Source organism: Pseudomonas sp. BP11-1-1 (genome assembly GCF_052112105.1).
GTDB lineage: Bacteria > Pseudomonadota > Gammaproteobacteria > Pseudomonadales > Pseudomonadaceae > Aquipseudomonas > Aquipseudomonas alvandae.
On the sequence record NZ_JAUTYU010000004.1, the window covers coordinates 16,088 to 38,073 of the forward strand.

The 21,986-nt window shown below is 62.7% G+C and carries 19 protein-coding genes and 1 pseudogene; 10 read left to right on the forward strand and 10 right to left on the reverse strand.

Going from position 1 to position 21,986, the window contains the following annotated elements; translation table 11 throughout:
- Positions 1-26: 26 nt before the first annotated feature.
- On the forward strand, positions 27-1,790 hold the full coding sequence (locus Q7C33_RS09735; protein ID WP_407683313.1) for an L-lactate permease: 1,764 nt from the start codon (positions 27-29) through the stop codon (positions 1,788-1,790).
- A gap of 148 nt (positions 1,791-1,938) precedes the next feature.
- On the opposite strand, the gene Q7C33_RS09740 is transcribed toward Q7C33_RS09735, so the two are convergent.
- Positions 1,939-2,274, reverse strand: coding sequence for a hypothetical protein (locus tag Q7C33_RS09740; RefSeq protein ID WP_030141372.1), 336 nt, complete (start codon positions 2,272-2,274; stop codon positions 1,939-1,941).
- A 247-nt stretch (positions 2,275-2,521) separates the two neighbouring features.
- On the opposite strand from Q7C33_RS09740, the gene Q7C33_RS09745 reads away from it, so the two are divergent.
- Positions 2,522-3,178 (forward strand): polysaccharide lyase family 7 protein, encoded by a 657-nt coding sequence (locus Q7C33_RS09745; RefSeq protein WP_030141371.1) that lies wholly within the window; start codon positions 2,522-2,524, stop codon positions 3,176-3,178.
- An 18-nt stretch (positions 3,179-3,196) separates the two neighbouring features.
- On the opposite strand, the gene Q7C33_RS09750 is transcribed toward Q7C33_RS09745, so the two are convergent.
- The 3 genes from Q7C33_RS09750 to Q7C33_RS09760 all read right to left on the reverse strand — a co-directional run bounded on the left by Q7C33_RS09750 (position 3,197) and on the right by Q7C33_RS09760 (position 6,861).
- Positions 3,197-4,429 carry a nucleoside permease gene (locus Q7C33_RS09750; protein WP_407683314.1) on the reverse strand — a complete coding sequence of 411 codons (1,233 nt, stop codon included), beginning with the start codon at positions 4,427-4,429 and terminating at the stop codon, positions 3,197-3,199.
- A gap of 174 nt (positions 4,430-4,603) precedes the next feature.
- The gene (locus Q7C33_RS09755; RefSeq protein WP_407683315.1) at positions 4,604-5,689 is read right to left on the reverse strand and encodes a sugar phosphate isomerase/epimerase family protein; all 1,086 of its coding nucleotides are present in this window, start codon (positions 5,687-5,689) and stop codon (positions 4,604-4,606) included.
- Positions 5,686-6,861 (reverse strand): Gfo/Idh/MocA family protein, encoded by a 1,176-nt coding sequence (locus tag Q7C33_RS09760; protein WP_033864575.1) that lies wholly within the window; start codon positions 6,859-6,861, stop codon positions 5,686-5,688. Before Q7C33_RS09760 ends, Q7C33_RS09755 begins: the two co-directional genes overlap by 4 nt.
- Positions 6,862-7,035: 174 nt before the next feature.
- On the opposite strand from Q7C33_RS09760, the gene Q7C33_RS09765 reads away from it, so the two are divergent.
- The 4 genes and pseudogenes from Q7C33_RS09765 to Q7C33_RS09780 all read left to right on the forward strand — a co-directional run bounded on the left by Q7C33_RS09765 (position 7,036) and on the right by Q7C33_RS09780 (position 11,752).
- On the forward strand, positions 7,036-8,058 hold the full coding sequence (locus Q7C33_RS09765; protein ID WP_407683316.1) for a LacI family DNA-binding transcriptional regulator: 1,023 nt from the start codon (positions 7,036-7,038) through the stop codon (positions 8,056-8,058).
- A 255-nt stretch (positions 8,059-8,313) separates the two neighbouring features.
- Positions 8,314-9,265, forward strand: a pseudogene (locus tag Q7C33_RS09770) (TAXI family TRAP transporter solute-binding subunit).
- A 79-nt stretch (positions 9,266-9,344) separates the two neighbouring features.
- Positions 9,345-11,372 (forward strand): TRAP transporter permease, encoded by a 2,028-nt coding sequence (locus Q7C33_RS09775; RefSeq protein WP_407683317.1) that lies wholly within the window; start codon positions 9,345-9,347, stop codon positions 11,370-11,372.
- On the forward strand, positions 11,369-11,752 hold the full coding sequence (locus Q7C33_RS09780) for a DUF1850 domain-containing protein (RefSeq protein WP_030141364.1): 384 nt from the start codon (positions 11,369-11,371) through the stop codon (positions 11,750-11,752). The genes Q7C33_RS09775 and Q7C33_RS09780 overlap by 4 nt, the downstream gene beginning before the upstream one ends.
- Before the next feature lie 4 nt (positions 11,753-11,756).
- Here the strand turns inward: Q7C33_RS09780 and Q7C33_RS09785 are convergent, their stop codons facing one another.
- Complete coding sequence (locus Q7C33_RS09785; protein WP_258647904.1) at positions 11,757-12,374, reverse strand: TetR/AcrR family transcriptional regulator; 618 nt, start codon at positions 12,372-12,374, stop codon at positions 11,757-11,759.
- A 163-nt stretch (positions 12,375-12,537) separates the two neighbouring features.
- Between Q7C33_RS09785 and Q7C33_RS09790 the strand changes: the two genes are divergently transcribed.
- Positions 12,538-12,978, forward strand: coding sequence for a hotdog fold domain-containing protein (locus tag Q7C33_RS09790; protein WP_030141362.1), 441 nt, complete (start codon positions 12,538-12,540; stop codon positions 12,976-12,978).
- 225 nt (positions 12,979-13,203) lie between these two features.
- Here Q7C33_RS09790 and Q7C33_RS09795 read toward each other — a convergent pair whose 3' ends face one another.
- Entirely contained in the window at positions 13,204-14,292 is a 1,089-nt protein-coding gene (locus tag Q7C33_RS09795) for an SMP-30/gluconolactonase/LRE family protein (protein WP_198796063.1), read from the reverse strand.
- 498 nt (positions 14,293-14,790) lie between these two features.
- Between Q7C33_RS09795 and Q7C33_RS09800 the strand changes: the two genes are divergently transcribed.
- Both Q7C33_RS09800 and Q7C33_RS09805 read left to right on the forward strand, forming a co-directional pair.
- Positions 14,791-15,753, forward strand: a complete 963-nt coding sequence (locus Q7C33_RS09800; RefSeq protein WP_198796062.1) for an EamA family transporter — start codon at positions 14,791-14,793, stop codon at positions 15,751-15,753.
- 250 nt (positions 15,754-16,003) lie between these two features.
- On the forward strand, positions 16,004-16,867 hold the full coding sequence (locus Q7C33_RS09805; protein WP_407683318.1) for a CAP domain-containing protein: 864 nt from the start codon (positions 16,004-16,006) through the stop codon (positions 16,865-16,867).
- Between the two features lie 178 nt (positions 16,868-17,045).
- Here Q7C33_RS09805 and Q7C33_RS09810 read toward each other — a convergent pair whose 3' ends face one another.
- The 4 genes from Q7C33_RS09810 to ggt form a co-directional block, all read right to left on the reverse strand.
- Complete coding sequence (locus Q7C33_RS09810) at positions 17,046-17,678, reverse strand: Vgb family protein (protein ID WP_198796060.1); 633 nt, start codon at positions 17,676-17,678, stop codon at positions 17,046-17,048.
- 34 nt (positions 17,679-17,712) lie between these two features.
- A complete protein-coding gene (locus Q7C33_RS09815; RefSeq protein WP_407683319.1) occupies positions 17,713-18,939 on the reverse strand; it encodes a helix-turn-helix domain-containing protein in 1,227 nt (408 codons plus the stop codon).
- A gap of 168 nt (positions 18,940-19,107) precedes the next feature.
- Complete coding sequence (locus Q7C33_RS09820) at positions 19,108-19,641, reverse strand: cysteine hydrolase family protein (protein ID WP_407683320.1); 534 nt, start codon at positions 19,639-19,641, stop codon at positions 19,108-19,110.
- A gap of 18 nt (positions 19,642-19,659) precedes the next feature.
- On the reverse strand, positions 19,660-21,387 hold the full coding sequence (gene ggt / locus Q7C33_RS09825) for a gamma-glutamyltransferase (RefSeq protein WP_407683321.1): 1,728 nt from the start codon (positions 21,385-21,387) through the stop codon (positions 19,660-19,662).
- 165 nt (positions 21,388-21,552) lie between these two features.
- Between ggt and Q7C33_RS09830 the strand changes: the two genes are divergently transcribed.
- Entirely contained in the window at positions 21,553-21,984 is a 432-nt protein-coding gene (locus Q7C33_RS09830; RefSeq protein WP_030141355.1) for a GNAT family N-acetyltransferase, read from the forward strand.
- The last annotated feature ends 2 nt before the right edge of the window (positions 21,985-21,986 follow it).

A 21,986-nucleotide genomic window follows, 5' to 3' on the forward strand; every position in this document is an offset into this window, starting at 1 on the left:
CCAACAATAAAAAGCAGAGGTGGAACATGGTCTGGCAACAAGTCTACGATCCCTTCGGTAATGCGGTGCTGTCGACGTTCCTGGCGGCGGTTCCGGTGGTAGTGATGCTGGCGTCCCTGGCGTTCTTTCATGTCAAGGCGCACCTCGCGGCGTTGTACGCCCTGGCCTCGGCGTTGCTCATCGCGATTTTTGCCTTCGGCATGCCGGCCAACATGGCCGGTTCGGCGGCGCTTTATGGTGCGGCCAACGGGCTGCTGCCCATCGGTTGGATCGTGCTCAACATCATCTTCCTGCACCGGCTGACCACCGAGAACGGTTCGTTCAAGGTCCTGCAGGATTCCCTGGCGCGCATCACCGATGACCGCCGCTTGCAGCTGCTGTTGATCGCCTTTTGTTTTGGCGCGTTCTTCGAAGGCGCGGCGGGTTTCGGCACGCCGGTGGCGGTGACCGGCGCGATCCTGATCGGGCTGGGCTTTTCGCCGCTGGCCGCCTCGGGCCTGGCGTTGATCGCCAACACCGCTCCCGTCGCGTTCGGCGCCCTGGGCACGCCGATCATCACGCTGGCAAAAGTCACCGGACTGGATGAGATGGAGCTGTCGATGATGGTCGGTCGGCAACTGCCGTTCTTCTCGGTGATCGTGCCGTTCTGGCTGATCTGGGCGTTCGCCGGCTGGCGCAAGATGCTGGAGATCTGGCCGGCGATCCTGGTGGCCGGCGTCAGCTTCGCCATCCCGCAGTTCCTGGTGTCGAACTTCCACGGGCCGATGCTGGTGGACGTGATTGCCGCGCTGATCTCCATGGCGTGCCTCACCGGGTTCATCAAGGTCTGGAAACCGGCCACGATACATACCTCCGCAGCGCTGTCGGGCCGACACGATGATTCGAAGATCGACGCCAGCGAAGCACAGGCGCCGGTCGCCAGCGCCGCGTTTGCCAATGATGCCCGTCCCGCCGTGCTGCGCGCCTGGATGCCGTGGATCATCCTCACGGTGTTCGTGTTTGCCTGGGGCACCCAGGGCTTCAAGAACATCTTCGACACCCGCCCGGCCATCGACCCGCAGACGCAATCGGCCAAGCTCGACCCACAGGGCAAACCGATGCGCGAAGCCAACCCGATCTTCTCGCCCCTGCTGACCTTCGGCACCATCCACCAGCAGATCGAAAAGGTCCCGCCCGTGGTGCCCCAGCCTAAAACCGAGGAAGCGGTCTACAAATTCAACTGGTTCACCGCCACCGGCAGCGGCATCTTCTTGGCGGCGGTTCTCGGCGGCTTGCTGATGGGCTATTCCATCCCGCAACTGGCGCGCCAATACCTTCGAACGCTGTGGGTGGTGCGCTATTCGCTGATCACCATCGTGGCGATGCTGGCGCTGGGTTTCCTCACGCGTTATTCGGGCCTGGACGCGACCATGGGCCTGGCGTTCGCCGCGACGGGCATTTTCTACCCGATGTTCGGCACGCTGCTGGGCTGGCTCGGCGTCGCGCTGACCGGTTCGGACACGGCTTCGAACGTGCTGTTTGGCGGCTTGCAACGGGTCACGGCTGAGCAGTTGGGCATCAGCCCGGTGCTGATGGCGGCGGCGAACAGTTCAGGTGGGGTGATGGGCAAGATGGTCGACGCCCAATCGATCGTGGTCGCCTCGACCGCAACCCGCTGGTACGGCCACGAAGGGGAAATCCTGCGCTATGTGTTTTTCCACTCGGTGGTGCTGGCGATCCTTGTGGGCGGGCTGGTGACGTTGCAGGCGTATGTAGCGCCGTTCAGTCACATGGTGGTGGGAGGACGTTGAATGGAGAAAGACTCTTGTGGCGAGGGAGCTTGCTCCCGCTGGGCCGGTCCGACGCCTCGGGCGTAGCGGCCCCTGTTTTTGCGATTGCTGCGCAATCGAGCGGGAGCAAGCTCCCTCGCCACGGGTAAGCGGACTTACCTGGTCGGTATTACTGAACGTTCTTCAGCTTGACCACATCACCGGACACCGAGGTGGTGTAGCCGGTCAGGACCCAGGCCCAGAACCAGTTTTCCTGGACTTGGGTGTTGATCATGGCGTCGCCGCCCTTGGCCTGGATCGCCGCGGTCTGGGCACGGACGAAACGGTTGTTCTGGCGGATCGGGATCACGCCGAACAGCAGCAGGCCGGTGGCCTTGGCTTCGCTGTGACCGACGACGGTGTATTGGCTGCTGTCGTACTGCTGGGTCTTCATCGGGGTGCCGGTGCAACCCGCCAGGACCAGGCCGAACAGTGCGCCGGCGACAACTTTGCTGATGTGGTTCATTTGAGGCTCCATGGATAAACGCCCGGGATCCATCTCTCGGGCGGCGCGTACTCTAACCGATCAGCAATAAAATGACACAACATCCTCTGCCCATTTCAGGGCTCGAAAGGCCCATGGCAGAGCCATTCGTCAGGTGCGCCTCCAGCGAAACAGACTCGCGTCGATAGCATGAAAACTACGCCACGGAAGGCAGTTTCTTGTCTTGACGACCGCCAGGTAACGGCCGGTCCCGTTGGAGGGTTTCATCATGATCGACGTAACAGTCTGGAGCGTTACCCTGCCGGTGCAAACGCCCGCGCAGGTCGTGGCGACCAAAGCCATGCCGAGTTTGAAAAACAAGTATTTCGACAATAACGGCCAGCGGATCGTCTTCTGGGCGCCCGTCACCGGCTCCCATACCGGTAACAGCAAATTCCCGCGTTCCGAACTGCGGGAAACCAGCAAGGATGGGAAGCATCGCAATTGGCGCTACAACAGCGGCACCAACACACTCAAGGGCGAACTGTCGGTCAACCAGGTGCCGTCGGAAGGCCGTGTGGTGGTGGCGCAGATTCACGCCAAGAATGCCCCGACGCCGTTGTTGAAACTGGTTTACCGCTACGAAAAGGGCACCGGCAACATTGACGTGGAATACCGGGTCAAGCCCAACGACAAAAAGAGCCCGGTGATCTACACCGTGCCCAAGGTGCCGTTGAACAAATCCTTCTCCTACACGTTGCAAATGGACAAGCAAGGCCAGCTCACGATGCTGATCGGCAGCAGCGGCAAACAGGTGAAGCTGGACAAGTCCTGGTACGGCTACGACTTCTATTTCAAGGCCGGCGTCTACACGCTGGACAACAAGGGTTATTCCAACGAAGGCGGGAAAGTGACCTACACCAAGCTGAGCGCCAGTCACAAGTGACTGACGCTCTTCCCACATTTACGCCTTGGACGGTGCCACGGCCGCTTGACGACCACTGAAGGTCAACAGGAAACCCACGAACACCACCAGCGCAAAACCGGCCGGGAACAGCCAGATGCTTTTCCAATCATGGCCGCCTTCCACCACGAAATGATCGGTCACCTGCCCCGCCACCCAGAAACCGATCAACATCCCCACGCCATAAGTCGCCAGGGTGATCAAGCCCTGGGCTGAGCTGCGCAGGTGTTTCGGCGCCTTGGCGTCGGTGTAGACCTGCCCCGAGACAAAAAAGAAGTCGTAGCAGATGCCGTGCAGGGCGATGCCGATGAACAACATGAACGCCAGCTCGCCGTTGTCGCCGTAGGCAAACAGCACGTAGCGCAACGCCCACGCCAACATCCCCACCAGTAGCGCCAACTTGATGCCGAAGCGCTGGATGAACAGCGGCAACAGCAACATGAACAGCACCTCGGACACCTGCCCGATGGCCATTTTCGCCGTCGGGTTGGTCATGCCGGTTTCGGCCAGGAAGGGATTGGCGTTCTGGTAATAAAACGCCAGGGGGATGCAGATCAGGATCGAGGCGATGAAGAACACCAGGTAGCTGCGATCCTTGAGCAGGCCCAACGCATCGAGCCCCAGGGATTGCTTGATGCCGCTCGCACTCGCCTGCTCCTTGAGCGGTGCCGTGTCGGGGAGCGTGAAACTGTAGAGCCCGAGGACCAGCGAGGCGATGGCCGCCATCAGGAAGGTGTTGCGCAAGCCACCGGATGCAATCGCCTCGCGCGAATCCCAGGCGAACACGAAGCTGATCACCACGCCCGCGGCGATCCAGCCCAGGGTGCCCCAGACCCGGATGCGTGAGAACTCCAGCGCCGGGTCGCGCATTTGCCGGAAGGCCACGGAATTGACCAGGGCCAGCGTCGGCATGTAGATCACCATGTAGGCCAGCACGAAGGGGTAGAACGCGCCGAAATCCACCGCCGAATAAAGCTGATACAGCAACACCGCGCCCACCAGGTGCAACACCGCCAGGATGCGCTCGGCGTTGAAGTAGCGGTCGGCGATCAGGCCGATCACGAACGGCGCGATGATCGCCCCCCAGGACTGGGTGGCGAAGGCCATGCCGACCTGCCCGCCACTGGCTTGCAGCGTGCTGGACAGGAACGTGCCGAGGGTGACGAACCAGCCACCCCAGATAAAGAACTGCAGGAACATCATCACGCTGAGGCGTGCGTTTATCGTGGTCATGACTGTCACCGTCTTGTTGTTCTTGTGAAATTTGAAGCCTCGTTTAGAGCACTTTGTGGCGAGGGGATTTATCCCCGCTCGGTTGCGAAGCGACCGCAAAAATTTGGGGGGCGGCTGCGCAGCCCAGCGGGGCGGTGCGACGTTTCGCTAAATCCCCTCGCCACAAGGGTTACGTCATCGCATTGGGGGCAACCCCAACAACCGCCGGTTGGATGCCTCATCCGCCGTGACTCCGGCAAAATCATCGAACGCCTTGGCCGTCTTGTTGATCATGTGCCGCTGGATGAACGCCGCGCCCTCGGCCGCGCCCTGTTGCGAATCCTTCAGGCAGCACTCCCACTCCAGCACCGCCCAGCCATCAAAGCCGTATTGGGTCAGCTTGCTGAAAATCGCCTTGAAATCGATCTGCCCATCGCCGAGGGAACGGAACCGGCCCGGGCGATCCACCCAGCCCTGGTAGCCGCCATAGACACCGGAGCGGGCGTCGGGGCGAAACTCGGCGTCCTTGACGTGGAACATGCGGATGCGCGCGTGGTAGCGGTCGATGAAGCCCAGGTAATCCATCTGTTGCAGCAACAAGTGGCTGGGATCGTAGAGAATCGCGGCCCGTGGATGATGGTCGACCGCCTCGAGGAAGCGCTCGAACGAGGCGCCGTCGTGCAAGTCTTCGCCTGGGTGGATTTCGTAGCACAGGTCCACGCCCGCCGCATCGAAGCAATCGAGGATCGGCCGCCAGCGCCGGGCCAGTTCGGCAAAGCCTTGCTCGACCAGGCCCGAGGGGCGCTGCGGCCATGGGTACATATACGGCCACAGCAACGCACCGGAAAACGTCGCGTGGGCCTTGAGGCCCAGGCGCTGGCTGGCGCGGGCGGCCAGTTTCAGTTGCTCGATGGCCCACTCGGTACGCGCCTGGGGCTGGCCGCGCAGGTGGGCCGGGGCGAAGTCGTCGAACAACGCATCGAACGCAGGATGCACCGCCACCAATTGGCCTTGCAAGTGCGTCGACAATTCGCTGATCTCGACGCCGGCCGCTGCGCACGTGGCCTTGAGTTCGTCGCAATAGTCCTGGCTCTCGGCGGCCCGGGCCAAGTCGATGTAACGCGTGCCCAGCGTCGGCACCTGGATGGCTTTGTAGCCCTGCGAAGCGGCCCATCGGGCGATATTCGCCAAGCTGTCGAACGGCGCTTCGTCGGCCATGAACTGCGCCAGGAAAATCGCCGGCCCGCGCAGGCCGCGCGATGTTTGGTCGAGAGTCTTCACAGCTGCGATTCTCCGGTTTCCAGCGCGGTCCACTTCGCCTCGCCACGGTGATTGATGATGGCGGCCTCGATAAACGCCATGCCGCGCAAACCGGTTTCGATGCCAGGTACGCCCGGCACATCAGGGCCTTCGACCCGGGCACGAATGGCCTGGGCGAAATCGCCGTAGAGGTTGGCCATCGCCTCCAGATAACCCTCCGGATGCCCCGCTGGCAGACGCATCCGCCGAGTCGCCGCTTCACACAGCCAAGGCTGGCCGACACCACTGCGCAGGACGCGCAGCGGTTGGTCGAAGGCGCGATGGATCAGGCTCGACGGTGCTTCCTGGCGCCACTCCAGCGCGCCTTTGTCGCCATAGACGCGAATCTTCAGCGGGTTTTCTTCACCGGTGCAGACCTGGCTGGCGAGCAACACGCCGCTAGCGCCGCCCTCCATCTTGAATAGCATCGCGGCGTCATCGTCCAACTGCCGCCCCGGAACATGGCTGCCCAACGCGGCGCATAGCTGCTGGATCGGTTGGTCCGCGACGAACTCGGCCAGGGAAAACGCGTGGGTGCCAATGTCGCCGATGCAACCACCCAAGCCAGACCGGGCCGGATCATCGCGCCATTCGGCCTGCTTGTTGCCCTGGGCGGCGACGTCCTGGCTGAGCCAGCCTTGGGGATACTCGACGAACACTTTGCGCACCCGACCGATCACCCCCGAACGCACCATTTCCCGGGCCTGCCAGACCATGGGATAGCCCAGGTAAGTGTGGGCCAGGCCGTAGAGGCAACGACTGTCTTGCAGCACGTCCCTCAAGGCCAGCAACTCCTTGAGATTCAGCGCGGCGGGCTTCTCGCTGAACACGTGGAAGCCGGCCTTCAGCGCTTGGCTGGCAATCGGTGCGTGGAGGTGATTGGGCGTGACGATCACCAGCAATTCCATGCGCTGATCCAGCGGCAGCAGCGCTTCGTCGTCGAGCATCTGTTGCCAGTCGTGGTAACAACGCGATGCCGCCAGCCCCAACGCCGCGCCGGTCTGCCGGTTGTTGTGGGGATCGCGGCTGAACGCGCCGCACACCAGCTCGAAACCGCCGTCCAGGCCCGCGGCCTGACGATGGGCCTGGCCGATGAATGCGCCCTCCCCACCGCCGACGAAGCCCATTCTTATTTTCGGTGCTACAGGATTCATCGCGATTCTCTTCTGTCCGGATCGATGATGTAACCGGTTACATCATGACGGGAATCTAGGCTTGGTTTTGTCGCCTGTCAAACGCTATGGAACAGGCTTGAGATGTGTCGGGCGACAAACCTGCGGTAAGCTCGCCGCCATGCCTGGGTCGCCAGGCGCCGAATCGAGGTGCCCTTGTCCAACATCCGTGAAGTGGCCCGGCTGGCCGGTGTGTCGGTGGCCACGGTGTCCAGAACACTGAAATCTCCCGAACGCGTGCTGCCCGAGACCCGGGACAAGGTCAACGCAGCGGTACTCCAGGCCGGCTATCGACCGAACCTGATGGCGGTGCAGTTTCGCTCCCGGCGCACCGGCAACCTGGTGATTCTCGTGCCGACAATCGCCAACACGTTTTTCGCCCGGGTCATCAGCGGCGCCCAACAAGCGGCGCAAGCGGCCGGCTATCGGCTACTGCTGTGCGACACCCAGGGCCGCGAAGACATCGAGCAGGAATTCGCCGCGCTGGTCTACGCCCATCAGGCCGACGGCGTGATCCAGTTGCGCGCCAGCGACCCCTTTGTCTCATTGCCTCCCGGCACCGACGCGCTGCCGCTGGTCAACGCCTGCGAGGTGGTCAAGGACGCGCCCTACCCGACCATCAGCCTGGACAACCGCGGTGCCGCGCGCGCCATGACCGAGCACTTGATCGGACTCGGCCATCGTCGCATCGGCATCATCAAGGGCCCGCGCAGCAGCCCGCTGACCCTCGACCGCGTGGCCGGTTACCAAGATGCCTTGGGCAACGCCGGTATCGCCCTCGATCCTGAATTGGTCTGCCACGGCGACTTCACCCTCAAGGCCGGCTACGACGGCGCCGGGACGATGCTCACACTGGCCGAGCGCCCCAGCGCGCTGTTCTGCGAGAACGACGAAATGGCCATCGGCGCGCTCAAGCGCATCAAGCAGATGGGCCTGCGGGTGCCCGAGGATATTTCCCTGGTGGGTTTTGACGACATTCCGTTCGCCGCGTATTGCGATCCGCCGTTGACGACCATTTCCCAACCGGCAGAAACTTTTGGTCACAAAGCCGTGGAGATGCTGATTGCCTTGATCGAGAAGCGCCCCATCACGCAGCGGCATGTGCTGCTGCCGTTCGAGTTGACCGTGCGGGGCAGTTCGGCTCCCCTGGTAGGTTTCCGTTCCGAGCCAGACCGCTAAGACCAGGGCCGCTGCGCGCGCCAGCGGGAGCAAGCTCCCTCGCCACGGGGATATCTGCTACTGAGCGCATACCTCCGGCTAGGCGAGATTGCTTTTGTGGCGAGGGAGCTTGCTCCCGCTGGGGCGCGAAGCGGCCCCGAATCAAACTGATTACGAAAGTTCTTTGCTCGTGCTTACTCGCCACCACCCAATACCCTTGTTTCGACTACAGTGGAAAGACTCTGCATAAAGCCATAACAAGACGGAGAGTCCTCAATGCGAGTCAACAAGCGCTTCACCCTCCTGGCCGCCGCCGCAGCCTTGGCGGTCGCCACCACCGCCCAAGCTGCCCCGGTGTACATCAACATCCTGACCGGCGGCACCAGCGGTGTGTATTACCCGATCGGGGTCGGGCTTTCCCAGATCTACAGCAGCGGCATCGAAGGTTCCAAGACATCGGTACAGGCCACCAAGGCTTCGGTGGAAAACCTCAACCTGCTGCAAGCCGGGCGTGGGGAGCTGGCGCTGGCCTTGGGCGATTCGGTGGCCGATGCGAAAAACGGTGTGGAAGATGCCGGCTTCAAGGCCCCGCTGACCAAGCTGCGGGCGATTGCCGGCGCCTACCCCAATTACATCCAGATCGTCGCCAGCGAAGAATCGGGGATCAAGACCCTCGCGGACCTCAAGGGCAAGACCGTTTCCGTCGGCGCGGCGAAATCCGGCACCGAACTCAACGCCCGGGCGATCTTCAAGGCCGCCGGCCTGACCTACAACGATATGAAGGTCCAATACCTGCCCTTCGCCGAATCGGTGGACCTGATCAAGAACCGCCAACTGGACGCCACCCTGCAATCCTCCGGCCTGGGCATGGCCGCCATTCGTGACCTGGCGTCGACGATGAAATTGAACTTACGTGTCGATTCCCACTGACGTGGTACAGAAGATCGGCAACCCGGCCTACCAGAGCGCCATGATCCCCGCCAACACCTACGACGGCCAGGCGGATGCCGTGCCCACCGTGGCCATCACCAATATCCTGGTAACCCGCGCGGACGTCCCGGATGAAGTGGCCTATCAGATGACCAAGCTGTTGTTCGATAACCTCACCCGCCTGGGCACCTCTCACTCAGCGGCCAAGGACATCTCGCTGAAAAACGCCGCGAAAAACCTGCCGATCGCCCTGCACCCCGGTGCCGAGCGCTACTACAAGGAAGTGGGCGCGCTGTAGCCCTTGGCACTGCAACGGCGCCCGTCGCCGTTGCAGCATTGCGTTTCGCATCCGCACGTCGACAACAGGCAGGCATCTCATGAGTGAAGACCAGCACGGCATCGCCACGGACCCGCGGGACTGGCCCAAGACGCTGTTCTACGTGGCGTTGCTGTTTTCCATATTCCAGATCATCACGGCGGCCTTTTCACCGGTTTCCAGCATCGTGCTGCGGGCGGTGCATGTGGGCTTTCTGCTGTGGGTGGTGTTTTTGAGCTACCCGGCCCACGGCAAGCAACGGCCCTGGCAACCCCTGGCCTGGGTGTTTGGGCTGGCGGGGATGGCGACGGCACTCTATCAATGGGTTTTCGAGGCCGATTTGATCCAGCGTTCCGGCGACCTGACGACCGCGGACATGGTCATCGGCGTCATGCTGATCGTGCTGGTGTTCGAGGCGGCGCGGCGGGTGATGGGCATCGCCTTGCCGATCATCTGCGGCCTCTTTCTCGCCTATGGCCTGTTCGGCGAACACTTGCCAGGCGAACTGGCCCATCGCGGCTACGGCGTCGATCAAATCATCAACCAATTGGCCTTCGGCACCGAAGGCCTGTACGGCACGCCGACCTATGTATCGGCCACCTACATCTTCCTGTTCATCCTGTTCGGCGCGTTCCTGGAAAAGGCCGGCATGATCAAGCTGTTCACGGATTTTGCCATGGGCCTGTTCGGCCACAAGCTGGGCGGCCCGGCGAAGGTGTCCGTGGTGTCGTCGGCGCTGATGGGCACCATCACCGGCTCGGGCATCGCCAACGTCGTGACCACCGGCCAGTTCACCATTCCGCTGATGAAACGCTTTGGCTACAAGGCCGCGTTCGCCGGCGGCGTGGAAGCGACGTCGAGCATGGGCAGCCAGATCATGCCGCCGGTGATGGGCGCGGTGGCGTTCATCATGGCCGAGACCATCAACGTGCCGTTCGTGGAGATCGCCAAGGCCGCGCTGATTCCGGCGTGCCTGTATTTCGGCTCGGTGTTCTGGATGGTTCACCTGGAAGCCAAGCGCTCCGACCTCAAGGGCCTGCCCAAGGACCAATGCCCGAGCGCCTGGGGCGCGGTCAAGGAGAGCTGGTTCCTGCTGATCCCATTGGCCGTTCTGGTCTACCTGCTGTTTTCCGGCCGCACGCCGCTGTTCTCCGGCATGGTCGGGCTGGCGCTGACGGCCATCGTGATCCTCGGCTCGGCGATCATTCTCAAAGTGTCGAACTACGCCTTGCGCTGCGCCTTCTGGGTCGCGCTGGGCATCCTTTGCGTCGGGTTCTTCCGGCTCGGTATCGGCATTGTATTCGCGGTGATCGGCGTGCTGGTGGTGGCCTGCTGGTTCATGAAAGGCACCCGGGAAACCCTGGTCGTCTGCCTGCACGCCTTGGTGGACGGCGCCCGGCACGCCGTTCCGGTAGGGATCGCCTGCGCCTTGGTCGGCACCATCATCGCCGTGGTCTCGCTGACGGGCGTGGCGTCCACGTTCGCCGGCTATATCCTGGCGATCGGTAAGGACAACCTGTTCCTGTCGCTGCTGCTGACCATGCTCACCTGCCTGGTGCTGGGCATGGGCATCCCGACCATCCCGAACTACATCATTACCAGCTCGATTGCCGCGCCCGCCCTGCTGGAACTTGGCGTGCCGCTGATCGTGTCGCACATGTTCGTTTTCTATTTCGGCATCCTCGCCGACCTGACCCCGCCGGTGGCCCTGGCCTGCTTCGCCGCCGCGCCCATCGCCAGGGAGAGCGGCCTGAAGATCAGCTTCTGGGCGGTGCGCATCGCCCTCGCCGGCTTCGTCATTCCATTCATGACGGTGTACAACCCGGCGTTGATGCTGCAGGGCGACAATCTGTGGATGACGGCGTACATGGTGGTCAAGACGTTGTTGGCCGTCGGGCTCTGGGGGATGGCTTCCACTGGATACCTGCAACAGAAAATGCCGGTCTGGGAACGCCTGATGTGTTTTGCCGCCGGCGCGATGCTGGTGGTTGCCCTGCCCCTGACCGATGAGATCGGCTTCGTGCTGGGTGCGCTGCTGATTTTCCAGCACGTCTGGCGCTCACGACGTGTCGGGCGAGCCTTGGCGTGATTGGCTTGTGCCTGGGCTTGTCCGGCGTGGTCTGGGCACACCTTGAACTCAGCGAGTTCACGCTGGCCTGGAACCACACCATCGAGAAGATCCGTTGGGAGGAGGATTATCGGGTCAGCGAACAGGGCCTGATCCTGGGTGAGGCCAGGGTCAAGGGCAACGGCGCCGGCATGGAAATACCCGAGGGCGCTCGGCTGGAAAACGGCAGTTGGCGATACCACCGCGAACTGCCGCCGCTGCAACCGCTGAAGCTCGGCCGCACACCCCAGGCCGGCGACTATCAGCTGTGTCATGCCGGCGTTTGCCAGCCGATGGCGCATTGGCTGGGGCCGCCCGATGCGCAACAACCGGCCGTGGAATTGTGGAGTTGCCCGCTGTAATCGCTCAGTCAGCGCTGATGGAGCGCCACGCTGCTTGCGCCAATAATTCCCGGTGAATCTTCGGACTGGAGGGCACTCGCCCCGCCAGCCATGCCCGGCAATAACTTTCAGCCGCGCCGATGATCAGCGAGAACATCAACTCGGCGGGATAGCGCTTGAGCGCCTCGCCCTGCTCTGCGGCGCTCAGCCACTGCCACAGTTGACCGTTACGTGAGGTGTTGCGGCTGGCGAGCTCGTCCTTGAACGGTCCCTTGGTTACCGCAAAACGCGCGTGATACTGGAAACGCGCCCATTCGGGCTGGCTGTCCACCCAATCAACGTAGCTGTAGATCAACGCTTGCACGCCCTGTTCGGCGGTTGTCGCCTCGGACAGATATTGCTCGCGCAAACGCGCCTGATCCTCCAGGGCGGTGAAGAACAGCGCCGCCACCAAGCCTTCCTTGTTGCCGAAATGATGGTAGATCGCGCCGACGCTGGTCTGGCATTCGGTGCGGATCATTTCAATGGTGGTCGCCTCGATGCCCTGCTCGTTGAACAGCGCCAGGGCCTTGCGAAAGATATCGCGCTTGAGCTCGGCCCTTCTGCCGGGGAAGGCGCGTTCGAGTAAATCTGCTGTTTCCATGCTTGGCATTAACCGGTTCGTTGAATGGACCGGGCGCTGGGTTGCCCGTGATGAAGTGAGCACAGCTTGACAGATTCGCCGCCAACAGAATACCGTTCCGTTACAGAACATTATTCTGTAACGGAACATCATTCCGCAAAATCACTCGTCAGCGAGGCTTCACATGAATCAGGTTCTCGGTATGTTCAACAGCGCAGGTCCGGACGCGTTCAGCAAAATGGCCTGTCAGATGGCGCCGTACTTTTCCACCATCAACCCTCTGGTCACAGAGTTGCGCCAGGGCGCGGCAACCGTGCAGGTGCCGTTTCGCAAGGAAATCACCAATCACCTGGGCACAGTCCACGCGATCGCCATGTGCAACGCCGCCGAGTTGGCTGCGGGCATGATGACCAACGTTTCCATTCCGGAAGGCGCCCGCTGGATTCCCAAAGGCATGAGCGTGCAATACCTGGCCAAGGCCAAGAGCGATGTGACGGCGGTTGCGAATGGCGACGAGGTGGACTGGCAGACCGAAGGCGACAAGATCGTGCCGGTGGACATTCATGACGTGGAAGGCAAGAAGGTGTTCACGGCGCAGATCACCATGAACGTGAAGCTGGGTTGAGGCAGAGGGCGTCCAGGACGCCCTCTATCCAATGATTGTGAAAATCGTGGCGAGGGGATTTATCCCCGCTGGGCTGCGCAGCAGCCCCAAACCTGTGAACTCAATATTCCTGGCACACCGAGTTGCCTGGTTTGAGGGCTGCTTCGCAGCCCAGCGGGGATAAATCCCCTCGCCACAAAACAGGTGCTCGACTCACTGAGAGACGTTGCTGAGCCTATTTTTTGGTCAGGCGAACGTAGCCCCTCGGGTGTTCACGAACAACGAGTACAGCGAGTGGCTGCCGGCCATGAACAGCCGGTTGCCTTCTCGCCCGCCGAAGCAGATGTTCGGGCAGCGTTCCGGCAACGAGATGTGCCCGATAGCCTTGCCCTCGGGGTTGAACACCCGCACGCCGTCGAGTTTTTCCAGGTCGGCCTTGGGATCGCCATTCCCGCCCCAACCGCACCAGAGGTTGCCGCTCTCGTCGCACTTGATCCCATCGATGGCCGCGTAGTCCAGCCCTTCGATGTGCTTGCGCCGCTCCCCCAGGGTGCCGTCATCCTTGACCGTGATCGCCCAGATCAAACGGTTGGGCTTGGCCCGGCCTTCGACTACGTAGAGGGTTTTTTCGTCCGGGGAAAAGCACAGGCCGTTGGGCCCCGCCAAATCGTCGATTACACGGCTGAGCTTGCCGGTCTGGCCGTCGATGCGGTAGACCGCGTGAGGCTGCGCCGGGGTGACTTTGTGCCCTTCATAATTGTTGCCGGTCTGGAACGGTGGATCGGTGAACCAGATCGAGCCGTCCCGCTTGCAGACGATGTCGTTGGGCGAATTCAACGGCTTGCCGTCGAAACTGTCGGCCAGCACGGTGATGGTGCCGTTGGGTTCGGTGCGCGTGATGCGCCGACCTTCGCTCGTCGTGGTCGAACCTTCGCAGACCAGCAACCGCCCCTGGCGATCGCGGCACATGCCGTTGGAGAAGTTCGAGTTCTCGCGGTACACCGACAAGCCACCGGTTACTTCATCCCAACGCACGATGCGGTTGTTGGGAATGTCACTGACCAGCAGGTAGCGACCGTCGCCGATCCATACCGGCCCTTCCGCCCAGCGCAAGCCGCTGGCGAGCTTCTCGACGCTGGCGTTGAAGATGCGCAAGTCCATGAAGCTGGGGTCGAGGATATTGATCAGGGGGTCTGGATAGCGCTGGCTCAGCGGCTCGGCCTGGGCCAGGCCGGACAGGTTTCCAAGTGTCGCGGCGGCGGCCGAGACCACCAGGGATTTCTTCAGGAAGATCCGGCGCCCCTGATCGGCGGTTGCAGGTTGCGAAGCATCCATCGTACGTCTCCGTTAATTATTATTGGACGGGGACGTTTGTTTTACTCTCTGATAGGACATCGTACAAGATCAAAAATACAGTTGTTGCTTGGCAGCGGCCTTCACGGCGTAGAAAAAGCCGAAATCGGCTTGAACGCGGCATATAACCTGACACTGAAACCAAGAAGCGTTTTCCGACAGGCTTGTTAGCGCTCGCCATATACGGTAAAAATTCGACTCAGTTGTACGACAACAAAATCAAAAGCCCGCTAAAGGGCTGACGCTGCTCACTCAAGATCGTCTAACAACCTGTGGCGAGGGAGCTTGCTCCCGCTGGGTCGCGAAGCGGCCCCAAAACTGCTGAATGCGGAGTTTTATATACACCGCATTCGCCGGTTTTACGGCCGCTTCGCAGCCGAGCGGGAGCAAGCTCCCTCGCCACGGGCCCCCCTTTTTCTTAAGTGAGCAGCATTACGCTAATAGGGCTTGTTTCGCGCCCTCCTTTTGAGACGTCCTGCCATGACCCGCTCCATCGCCGCATCCAATGTTCCCATTCCATTCCCCCGCCCCATCGCCGTGCTCATTCTGCTTTGCATGGGCTGCGCCTTCGCTGGCAACCATGTCGCCGCGCGGGCGGCGTTCGATGACGGGGCCGGCGTGTTGCTGGCGATCCTGCTGCGCTCGGGCGGGACGTTGCTGGTATTGGCGGCGATGGTGTTGTGGCAACGCCAGAGCTTGCGCCTGCCGCCCGGCGCCTGGCGCTGGCAGTTGGCGTTGGGCCTGCTGATCGGCGCCCAAAGCCTGTGCCTGTATTCCGCCGTGGCCCGGGTGCCGGTGGCGCTGGCTCTGTTGGTGGGCAACGTCTTCCCGATTCTCCTGGCCCTGTTGACCTGGGCCCTCGGCGGCCCGCGCCCGACTGCCCGTACCGCAACGCTGATGGGCTTGATCCTGGTGGGCCTAGTATTCGTGCTGGAGGTGCCGACGCGGTTGGCGTCCCAGGCGGATGTCGGCCCGCAATGGCTGCTGGGGGTTGGCCTGGCGTTCTGCGCCGCGTGTGTCTTCGCGTGCGCGTTGTGGATCACCGATCACAAGTTGTCCCAGGTGCGCGGCTCAGTACGCAGCCTGCTGACGATTTTCATTGTGTTCAGCAGCGTCAACCTCGCCGGCCTCACCGGGGCCCTGCCCGGCGGCCTTGACTTCCCCGCCAGCAGCACCGGCTGGCTGGCGCTCGCCACCCTGATGGTGCTTTACGGCACCGGCTTCATCGTCTTGTTCATGTGCGTGCCGCGCCTGGACATGCCGCGCAACGCCCCGGTGATGAACATCGAACCACTGGCGACCCTGCTGATCGGCTGGCTGGTGCTGGACCAGATGCTCAACCCTGGGCAGATCCTGGGCGGCGCGATCGTGGTAACCGGCATCGTGTTGCTGACGTGGCGCAAGGTCGAGCGGGTCAAGGCGCCGGTGGAAGCTCACAACTGAACGCCTTTGTGGCGAGGGAGCTTGCTCCCGCTCGAGCGCGAAGCGGTCGCAAAAACCGGGGCTGCTGCGCAACCCAGCGGGAGCAAGCTCCCTCGCCACAGAGGGCTGTGTGGGTCCAGGGATTTAAGTGTTTGCCAGCTCTGAAACTAGTTTCAAAAGCCGCAGTCCTACCCCAGCCCTGAACGATGCATCCAGGGCTGACCGGCGCCGTTCTGGCGTCAAGGCAATTCCCTCCCGAGCCGTTCGCCCCATGCGCCATCCTGTTCGCTCTCGCCGTTTCGCTTCGCTGTGCCTCACGATCCTGTCTTCTCTCCTCGCCAGCCCGGCCCATGCCCGGGGCGAAGGGCAACTGGTGAGCGCTATCAACGACTACCGCAGCCAGTCCCAACGGTGTGACTGGCGAAGGTTGCGCGCCGCGCCCCCCTTGGTACTGCGCTCGAACCTGGCGTTGCCGATCGGTTTCCGTGGCGGACTGCGCGACGCACTGAAGGATGTGGGTTATCAAGCCCGCGAGGTGCGCAGCATTCGCCTGACCGACGCACGGGACGCCGACGAAGCGTTGGAAATGCTCGCAGACGAGCATTGCGCGGCGCTGCTGGACAATCGGTACGCCGATATCGGCGTCAATCGGGTCGGTGACGAGTGGCGTGTGGTGTTGGCGCAGCCCATGGGGGGCAGCACGCGAATGAGCGATGCGGGCGCGCCGGACAAGACGCTGCTGGCCCAGGTCAACGCCGCCAGGGCCAAGCCACGGATGTGCGGGCGCCAGCGCTTTGCCGCCGCTCGGCCGTTGAGCTGGAACGCCGCCCTGGGTACCGCTGCCCTCGGGCATAGCCGCGCCATGGCCCGGGGTAATTATTTCGCCCATCGCGCCCCGGACGGTCGCTCCACATCCGACCGGGCCAAGGGCGCCGGCTTTCGCGGACATAAGCTGGGCGAAAACATCGCCGCCGGACAGCGCTCGCCGAGCCAGGCGATGGGCGACTGGCTCGCCAGCCCCGGGCATTGCGCCAACCTGATGAACCCGATGTTTACCCAGATGGGCGCCGCATCCGCCAGCGATCCGAGCAGTGATGCGGGGGTGTACTGGACGATGGTGCTTGGCGCGCCATAAGCCAATAGGCAGACATCATTGTGGCGAGGGGATTTATCCCCGCTGGGCTGCGGAGCAGCCCCCTGAACCAGTGCTCGGTGTGTCGGGCCGTGAGGGAAGAGGGGCCGCTGCGCGCCCCAGCGGGGATAAATCCCCTCGCCACAAATGCGGTATTTCAGATACTGAACTTGGCCAGCCCTCAAACCGGCCGACGCACCGCCCTCACCTTGCCGCTGCCGCCCCCACCACAAAAGAACCGGTCCGCACCATCGGACTCCAGCCCCGACACGCCGATCCCCGGCGGCATCGTCACGCTTTCCAGCACTTGCGCCGTTTGCGGATCGATACGCCGCAGGTCGCTTTCATCATCTTCCCAGGTGCCATGCCACAGCTCGCCATCGACCCAGGTCACGCCCGTGACGAAGCGATTGGATTCGATCGTGCGCAGAATCCTGCCGTCGGCCGGGTCGATCTGCAGGATCTTGCGCGCCTTGTACTGACCGACCCAAAGTGAACCTTCGGCCCATGCCAGGCCGGAGTCATCACCACTGTTGGGCGCCGGGATCGTCGCCACTACCTGGCCGGTGCGCGGATCGATCTTGCGGATGCTGTCGCCGGCAATCTGGAACAGATGCTGACCGTCGAATGCCGTGCCCGCATTCGCTGGAACATCAAGGGACTGCACGGTCTGGCCACTGGCGGGATCGAGGGCGTGCAGCTTTTCGCCCGAGGCGAACCAGACGCGCTCGCCGTCATGGCTCACGCCGTGCACGCAGTCGACGCCTGGAAACGGGCCGTATTCACGCAGGATTTGTGCCTCTGAACGTTTCATCTCACATCGCCTCATCGGTGGGTGTGATTGCATCCTAGCCATCGAACGGCAGCGCAGTGAGTAACAATACCGTCGCGAATCCGGGCATCGGTGGCGCCGTCCAGCGCCGGGCCCTGGCGCGACCGAACGACTGCGCCTTGCCATTGGCCGCAAGGGTTTCCAAGGCTCGCTGCACACTGCGCTGGCTTGTGCCCAGGGCCAACGCGAGGGCCGAGCTGGACCAGGCTTCTCCATCCGCCAACAGCGCCAGCACCGCCCCGCAGGGTTGCTCGAGGACATGCGCCAGTACCTGGATCTCGTCGGCATGGCGTGGCTTTAGGATAAAACCGCGCCGGGTCGCGACAACGTCGGCCACTGGACGCAGCGCCTCGCGCAACCGTCCCATCTCGACCCGCAGCCGGGCGCGGTGGGAGTCGTCCGTCAACTTCAAGCCAAAGGCCTGGGTCATGAGCACTTCCCGCGAGGCGTCGCCGGGCCAGGCTTGAGCCAGTTCGCGGGCCAGGGCAAACAGCACCGGGCGCCGGGCAAGTGAAATCTGGCGGCCTGCATTGCCGACCGCATATCGGCAGGCATCCACCACCAGCGCCGCGCCGCCCAACAGGGCTTGCACCTCTTCGAGTGGCAACAAGCGCTCTTCGCCTCGGGCGACCAGGCGCGCTGCGGGCATACGCAGCATTTGCGAGGCGCTTTCGATTTCAGCATTCAACGCGCCAATGCCCGCTTGCCGTGCGGCGTGCCCGGCCCGTTCAAGGGCAGCGCGGGCGGTCTGCGCCTGCAGTCGTCGCATGGCAATGCCGGCGGTCGCCAATTCGCAAGCCGCCCGGGACGCCAAAGGCAGGCCGTCAAGGTCCAGCTCGACGAGTTTGAGCTCGGCCTCGTCGAGCCGGCCCATCAACAACGACCGGCGAATTTCAAGGGTCCGCGCATGGCCCGCGTTCGCTCGATCGCCTTGGGTTTCGAGCACCGACCGAGCGGCGTCGAGGCGCTTCATCGGCCAGGCGAGGTCACGGGAAGCCAGGGCAATTTCAGCCTCGGCGACGACGCACCGCGCCCGCGCCATGGCCTCCCTGGGCCCGAAGGCCAAACCGGCCCGCCGCATCAGGCCCTTGGCTTTTTCCAGCTCTCCCAACTGGGCCATGGCAATGCCACGAAGCGCGAGGGCCGGGGCATCATTGCGCAAGGCGACACGATTGAGCGCGGCCACCGGGTCCCCCGCCGCCAATGCGCGCGCTGCTGTGGTGATCATAAGATCCGTTACCATTCCCGCAGCTCCCTGTGGCGAGGGGATTTATCCCCGTTGGGTCGCGAAGCGGCCCCCTGTATCCCGACTGCTACACCGCAGTGACAGGCACAGCTGGGGCTGCTTTGCAGCCCAACGGGGATAAATCCCCTCGCCACAGAGTTGACCTGAGCGTTCGCTGGTTTTGAATCAAAGGCGGATCTTGGCCGCCGGCATCACATCGATCCGCGACACCGCACTGCTCAACCGCCCCAGTCGATGGTTATGATTGGCGATGATCTGCTCCGCCGTCATGCTGCCGTTGTCCACCGTCGAATGGGCGTCGGCGGCCAGGACCACTTCGTACCCCAGGGCATGGGCCTGGCGCACGGTCGCGTTGATGCAATAGTCGGTTTGCAGCCCGCAGATCACCACGCGATCGATGCTCCGGGCTTGCAACAGCGCCAGCAGGTCGGTCTGGTAGAACGCGTCCGGCGTGGTCTTGCGCACCCGCAAGTCATCAGGTCCGGTGAGCAGGCCGCCGGCCAATTGCCAGGCGGCACTGCCATGTGCCAGCGAACCGTCCAGCTCTTCATGCTGGACCAGGATCACCGGCAGGTCGACAGCCCGCGCCCTGGCGCTGAGGTCGTTGATGGTGTGGACCAGGCGCTGGCTGTCGAAGCATTCCTCCTCGCCAGCACACAACCCCTCCTGGACATCGATAATCAGTAATGCGGTGCTCATGTTTCCCTCTTCGAATGGTCAGTAGCCCAACGACAATCCGGTGTTGCGGCGTGGATCGTTAGCGCCGTAGAAGCGGTTCTTGCCCACCGGCTTGCCGCCCAATGACGGCGCGCCCACCAGGATCGCGGCGATGTGGTTCGGATCCTGTGGCCCGGCAAACTTATGCCCCCAGCTCTCCAGCAGCTTGAGCGTATCGGGGCTGGCGGCGAAGGTTTCCAGGTTGGTTTCCTCCGGCATCCACTGTTGATGGAAGCGCGGCGCATCCACCGCTTCCTGCAGGTTCATGCCGTAGTCGATCACGTTGAGGATGGTCAGCAAGGTTGCCGTGATGATGCGGCTGCCGCCCGGGGTCCCGACGACCATCACGGTCTTGCCGTCCTTGGTGACGATGGTCGGGCTCATGGACGACAGCGGCGCCTTGCCCGGCGCGATGGCGTTGGCTTCGCCCTGCACCAGGCCGTACATGTTGGGCACGCCGACCTTGGCGGTGAAATCGTCCATTTCGTCGTTGAGGATCACCCCGGTCTTGCTCGCCATCACGCCGGCGCCGAACCAGTCGTTGAGGGTGTAGGTGACGGAGACGGCGTTGCCCCACTTGTCGACGATCGAATAATGGGTAGTGTTGCTGCCCTCATGGGGGGCCACGCCGGGTTTGATTTTTTTCGAGTCACCGGCTTTCTGCGGCTCGATCGCGGCACGCAGCTTCGCCGCGTAGTTCTTGTCCAGCAGGTGGTCGATGGGGTTCTGCACGAAATCCGGATCGCCCAGGTAGCTGTTGCGATCGACGTAGGCGTGACGCATGGCTTCGATCTGGTAGTGCATGCCCTGTGCCGAGTGGAAACCCAGGTCTTTCATCGGGTAGCCGTCGAGGATGTTCATGATCTGGCACAGCACCACGCCGCCGGAGCTGGGTGGCGGCGCGGAGATGATGTGGTAGCCGCGATAATCGCACTCCACCGGTGCCAGTTCGCGGGTCTTGTACTTGTCCAGGTCAGCCTGGGTGATGATGCCTTTGTTGGCTTGGCTGGACGTGACGATAGCGTCGGCAACCCAACCTTTGTAGAAACCATCGGCGCCCTTGGTGGAGATTTCCCGCAGCGTCTTGGCGAGGTCCTTCTGCACCAGTTTCTGGCCGGCCTGCATCGGCTCGCCGTTGTGCAGGAAGATCGCGCCGGAATCACGCGCATCCTTCTTGAACACATCGGTGGCGGTTTCCAGCAGATCGACATCCCCCTGCTCCAGGACAAAACCGTCCTCGGCGAACTTGATGGCCGGCGCGATCAATTCCGCCCGGGGTTTGCTGCCATATTTCTTCAGCGCCAGTTCCATGCCGGAGACGGTGCCGGGCACGCCTACCGCCAGATGGCCGCGCGTGCTGAGTTCGGGGATGACGTTGCCGTCCTTGTCCAGGTACATGTCCGCCGTGGCGGCCAGGGGCGCTTTTTCACGGAAGTCCAGGAAAGTCTTGCGGCCATCGGCCATCTGCAAGGTCATGAAACCGCCACCACCGAGGTTGCCCGCCGCCGGGTAGACCACCGCCAGGGCATAACCCACCGCCACTGCCGCATCGACAGCATTGCCCCCATTCTTGAGCACATCGACGCCAACGTGGGTCGCCAAGTGCTGGGCGGTCACCACCATGCCGTTCTCGGCGGCAACCGGGGCCTGGGACGCAGCGTGGGCAGTCAGACAGCAGAGGGAGAGCGAGGTGGCGATGAGGGTCCGGGCCAGGGATTCGAACTTCATGAGTCGGTCTCTTCTTGTTTTAAGGGTCGGGATCGCTTCAAAAGCACAGACGAGTATGGCTCGGTTTGCGCAATGTGCCCGTTTCCCGTCGAGCGGCTTACGTCATCGTCGTCCTTGGGATAGGCTCACTGCGCTTGATCATCCCAATGCACAAGGACATCACTGATGACGCTGCGAATCGAACGCACGGACGCTCCAACCGATGAACAACGCCAGGCCATCCTCGCGCCACTGCGGGCCTATAACATCGCCCAGACAGGCGGAAGCGCGCCAGAACCGGTCGCCTGGCTGGTGCGCGACGAGCACGACGAAATCGTCGGCGGACTATACGGCCGAGTATTTTTTCGTTGGCTCTATATCGAGTTGCTGGTCGTGCCTGAACAGGCCCGGGGTCAGGGCACAGGCTCGGAATTGATGCAGATGGCCGAACAGCTGGCCAGGGAAAAGGATTGCGTGGGCATCTGGCTCGACACCTTCGACTTCCAGGCCCCGGACTTCTACCGCAGGCATGGTTTCACCGAGTGCGGCAAGATCGAGGACTATCCACCGGGGCATCAGCGTTTCTTCTTCCAGAAGCGCCTGATCCAGGCCGATTGAAA

Bases quoted from the DNA above. Each gene is read 5' to 3' on its own strand.
- Q7C33_RS09805 (WP_407683318.1), top strand. From the start codon at position 16,004: ATGCGCCATCCTGTTCGCTCTCGCCGTTTCGCTTCGCTGTGCCTCACG.
- Q7C33_RS09750 (WP_407683314.1), bottom strand. From the start codon at position 4,429: ATGACCACGATAAACGCACGCCTCAGCGTGATGATGTTCCTGCAGTTC.
- Q7C33_RS09760 (WP_033864575.1), bottom strand. From the start codon at position 6,861: ATGAATCCTGTAGCACCGAAAATAAGAATGGGCTTCGTCGGCGGTGGG.
- Q7C33_RS09735 (WP_407683313.1), top strand. From the start codon at position 27: ATGGTCTGGCAACAAGTCTACGATCCCTTCGGTAATGCGGTGCTGTCG.
- Q7C33_RS09745 (WP_030141371.1), top strand. From the start codon at position 2,522: ATGATCGACGTAACAGTCTGGAGCGTTACCCTGCCGGTGCAAACGCCC.
- Q7C33_RS09790 (WP_030141362.1), top strand. From the start codon at position 12,538: ATGAATCAGGTTCTCGGTATGTTCAACAGCGCAGGTCCGGACGCGTTC.
- ggt (WP_407683321.1), bottom strand. From the start codon at position 21,387: ATGAAGTTCGAATCCCTGGCCCGGACCCTCATCGCCACCTCGCTCTCC.
- Q7C33_RS09800 (WP_198796062.1), top strand. From the start codon at position 14,791: ATGACCCGCTCCATCGCCGCATCCAATGTTCCCATTCCATTCCCCCGC.
- Q7C33_RS09740 (WP_030141372.1), bottom strand. From the start codon at position 2,274: ATGAACCACATCAGCAAAGTTGTCGCCGGCGCACTGTTCGGCCTGGTC.
- Q7C33_RS09775 (WP_407683317.1), top strand. From the start codon at position 9,345: ATGAGTGAAGACCAGCACGGCATCGCCACGGACCCGCGGGACTGGCCC.
- Q7C33_RS09820 (WP_407683320.1), bottom strand. From the start codon at position 19,641: ATGAGCACCGCATTACTGATTATCGATGTCCAGGAGGGGTTGTGTGCT.
- Q7C33_RS09815 (WP_407683319.1), bottom strand. From the start codon at position 18,939: ATGGTAACGGATCTTATGATCACCACAGCAGCGCGCGCATTGGCGGCG.
- Q7C33_RS09830 (WP_030141355.1), top strand. From the start codon at position 21,553: ATGACGCTGCGAATCGAACGCACGGACGCTCCAACCGATGAACAACGC.
- Q7C33_RS09810 (WP_198796060.1), bottom strand. From the start codon at position 17,678: ATGAAACGTTCAGAGGCACAAATCCTGCGTGAATACGGCCCGTTTCCA.
- Q7C33_RS09795 (WP_198796063.1), bottom strand. From the start codon at position 14,292: ATGGATGCTTCGCAACCTGCAACCGCCGATCAGGGGCGCCGGATCTTC.
- Q7C33_RS09785 (WP_258647904.1), bottom strand. From the start codon at position 12,374: ATGGAAACAGCAGATTTACTCGAACGCGCCTTCCCCGGCAGAAGGGCC.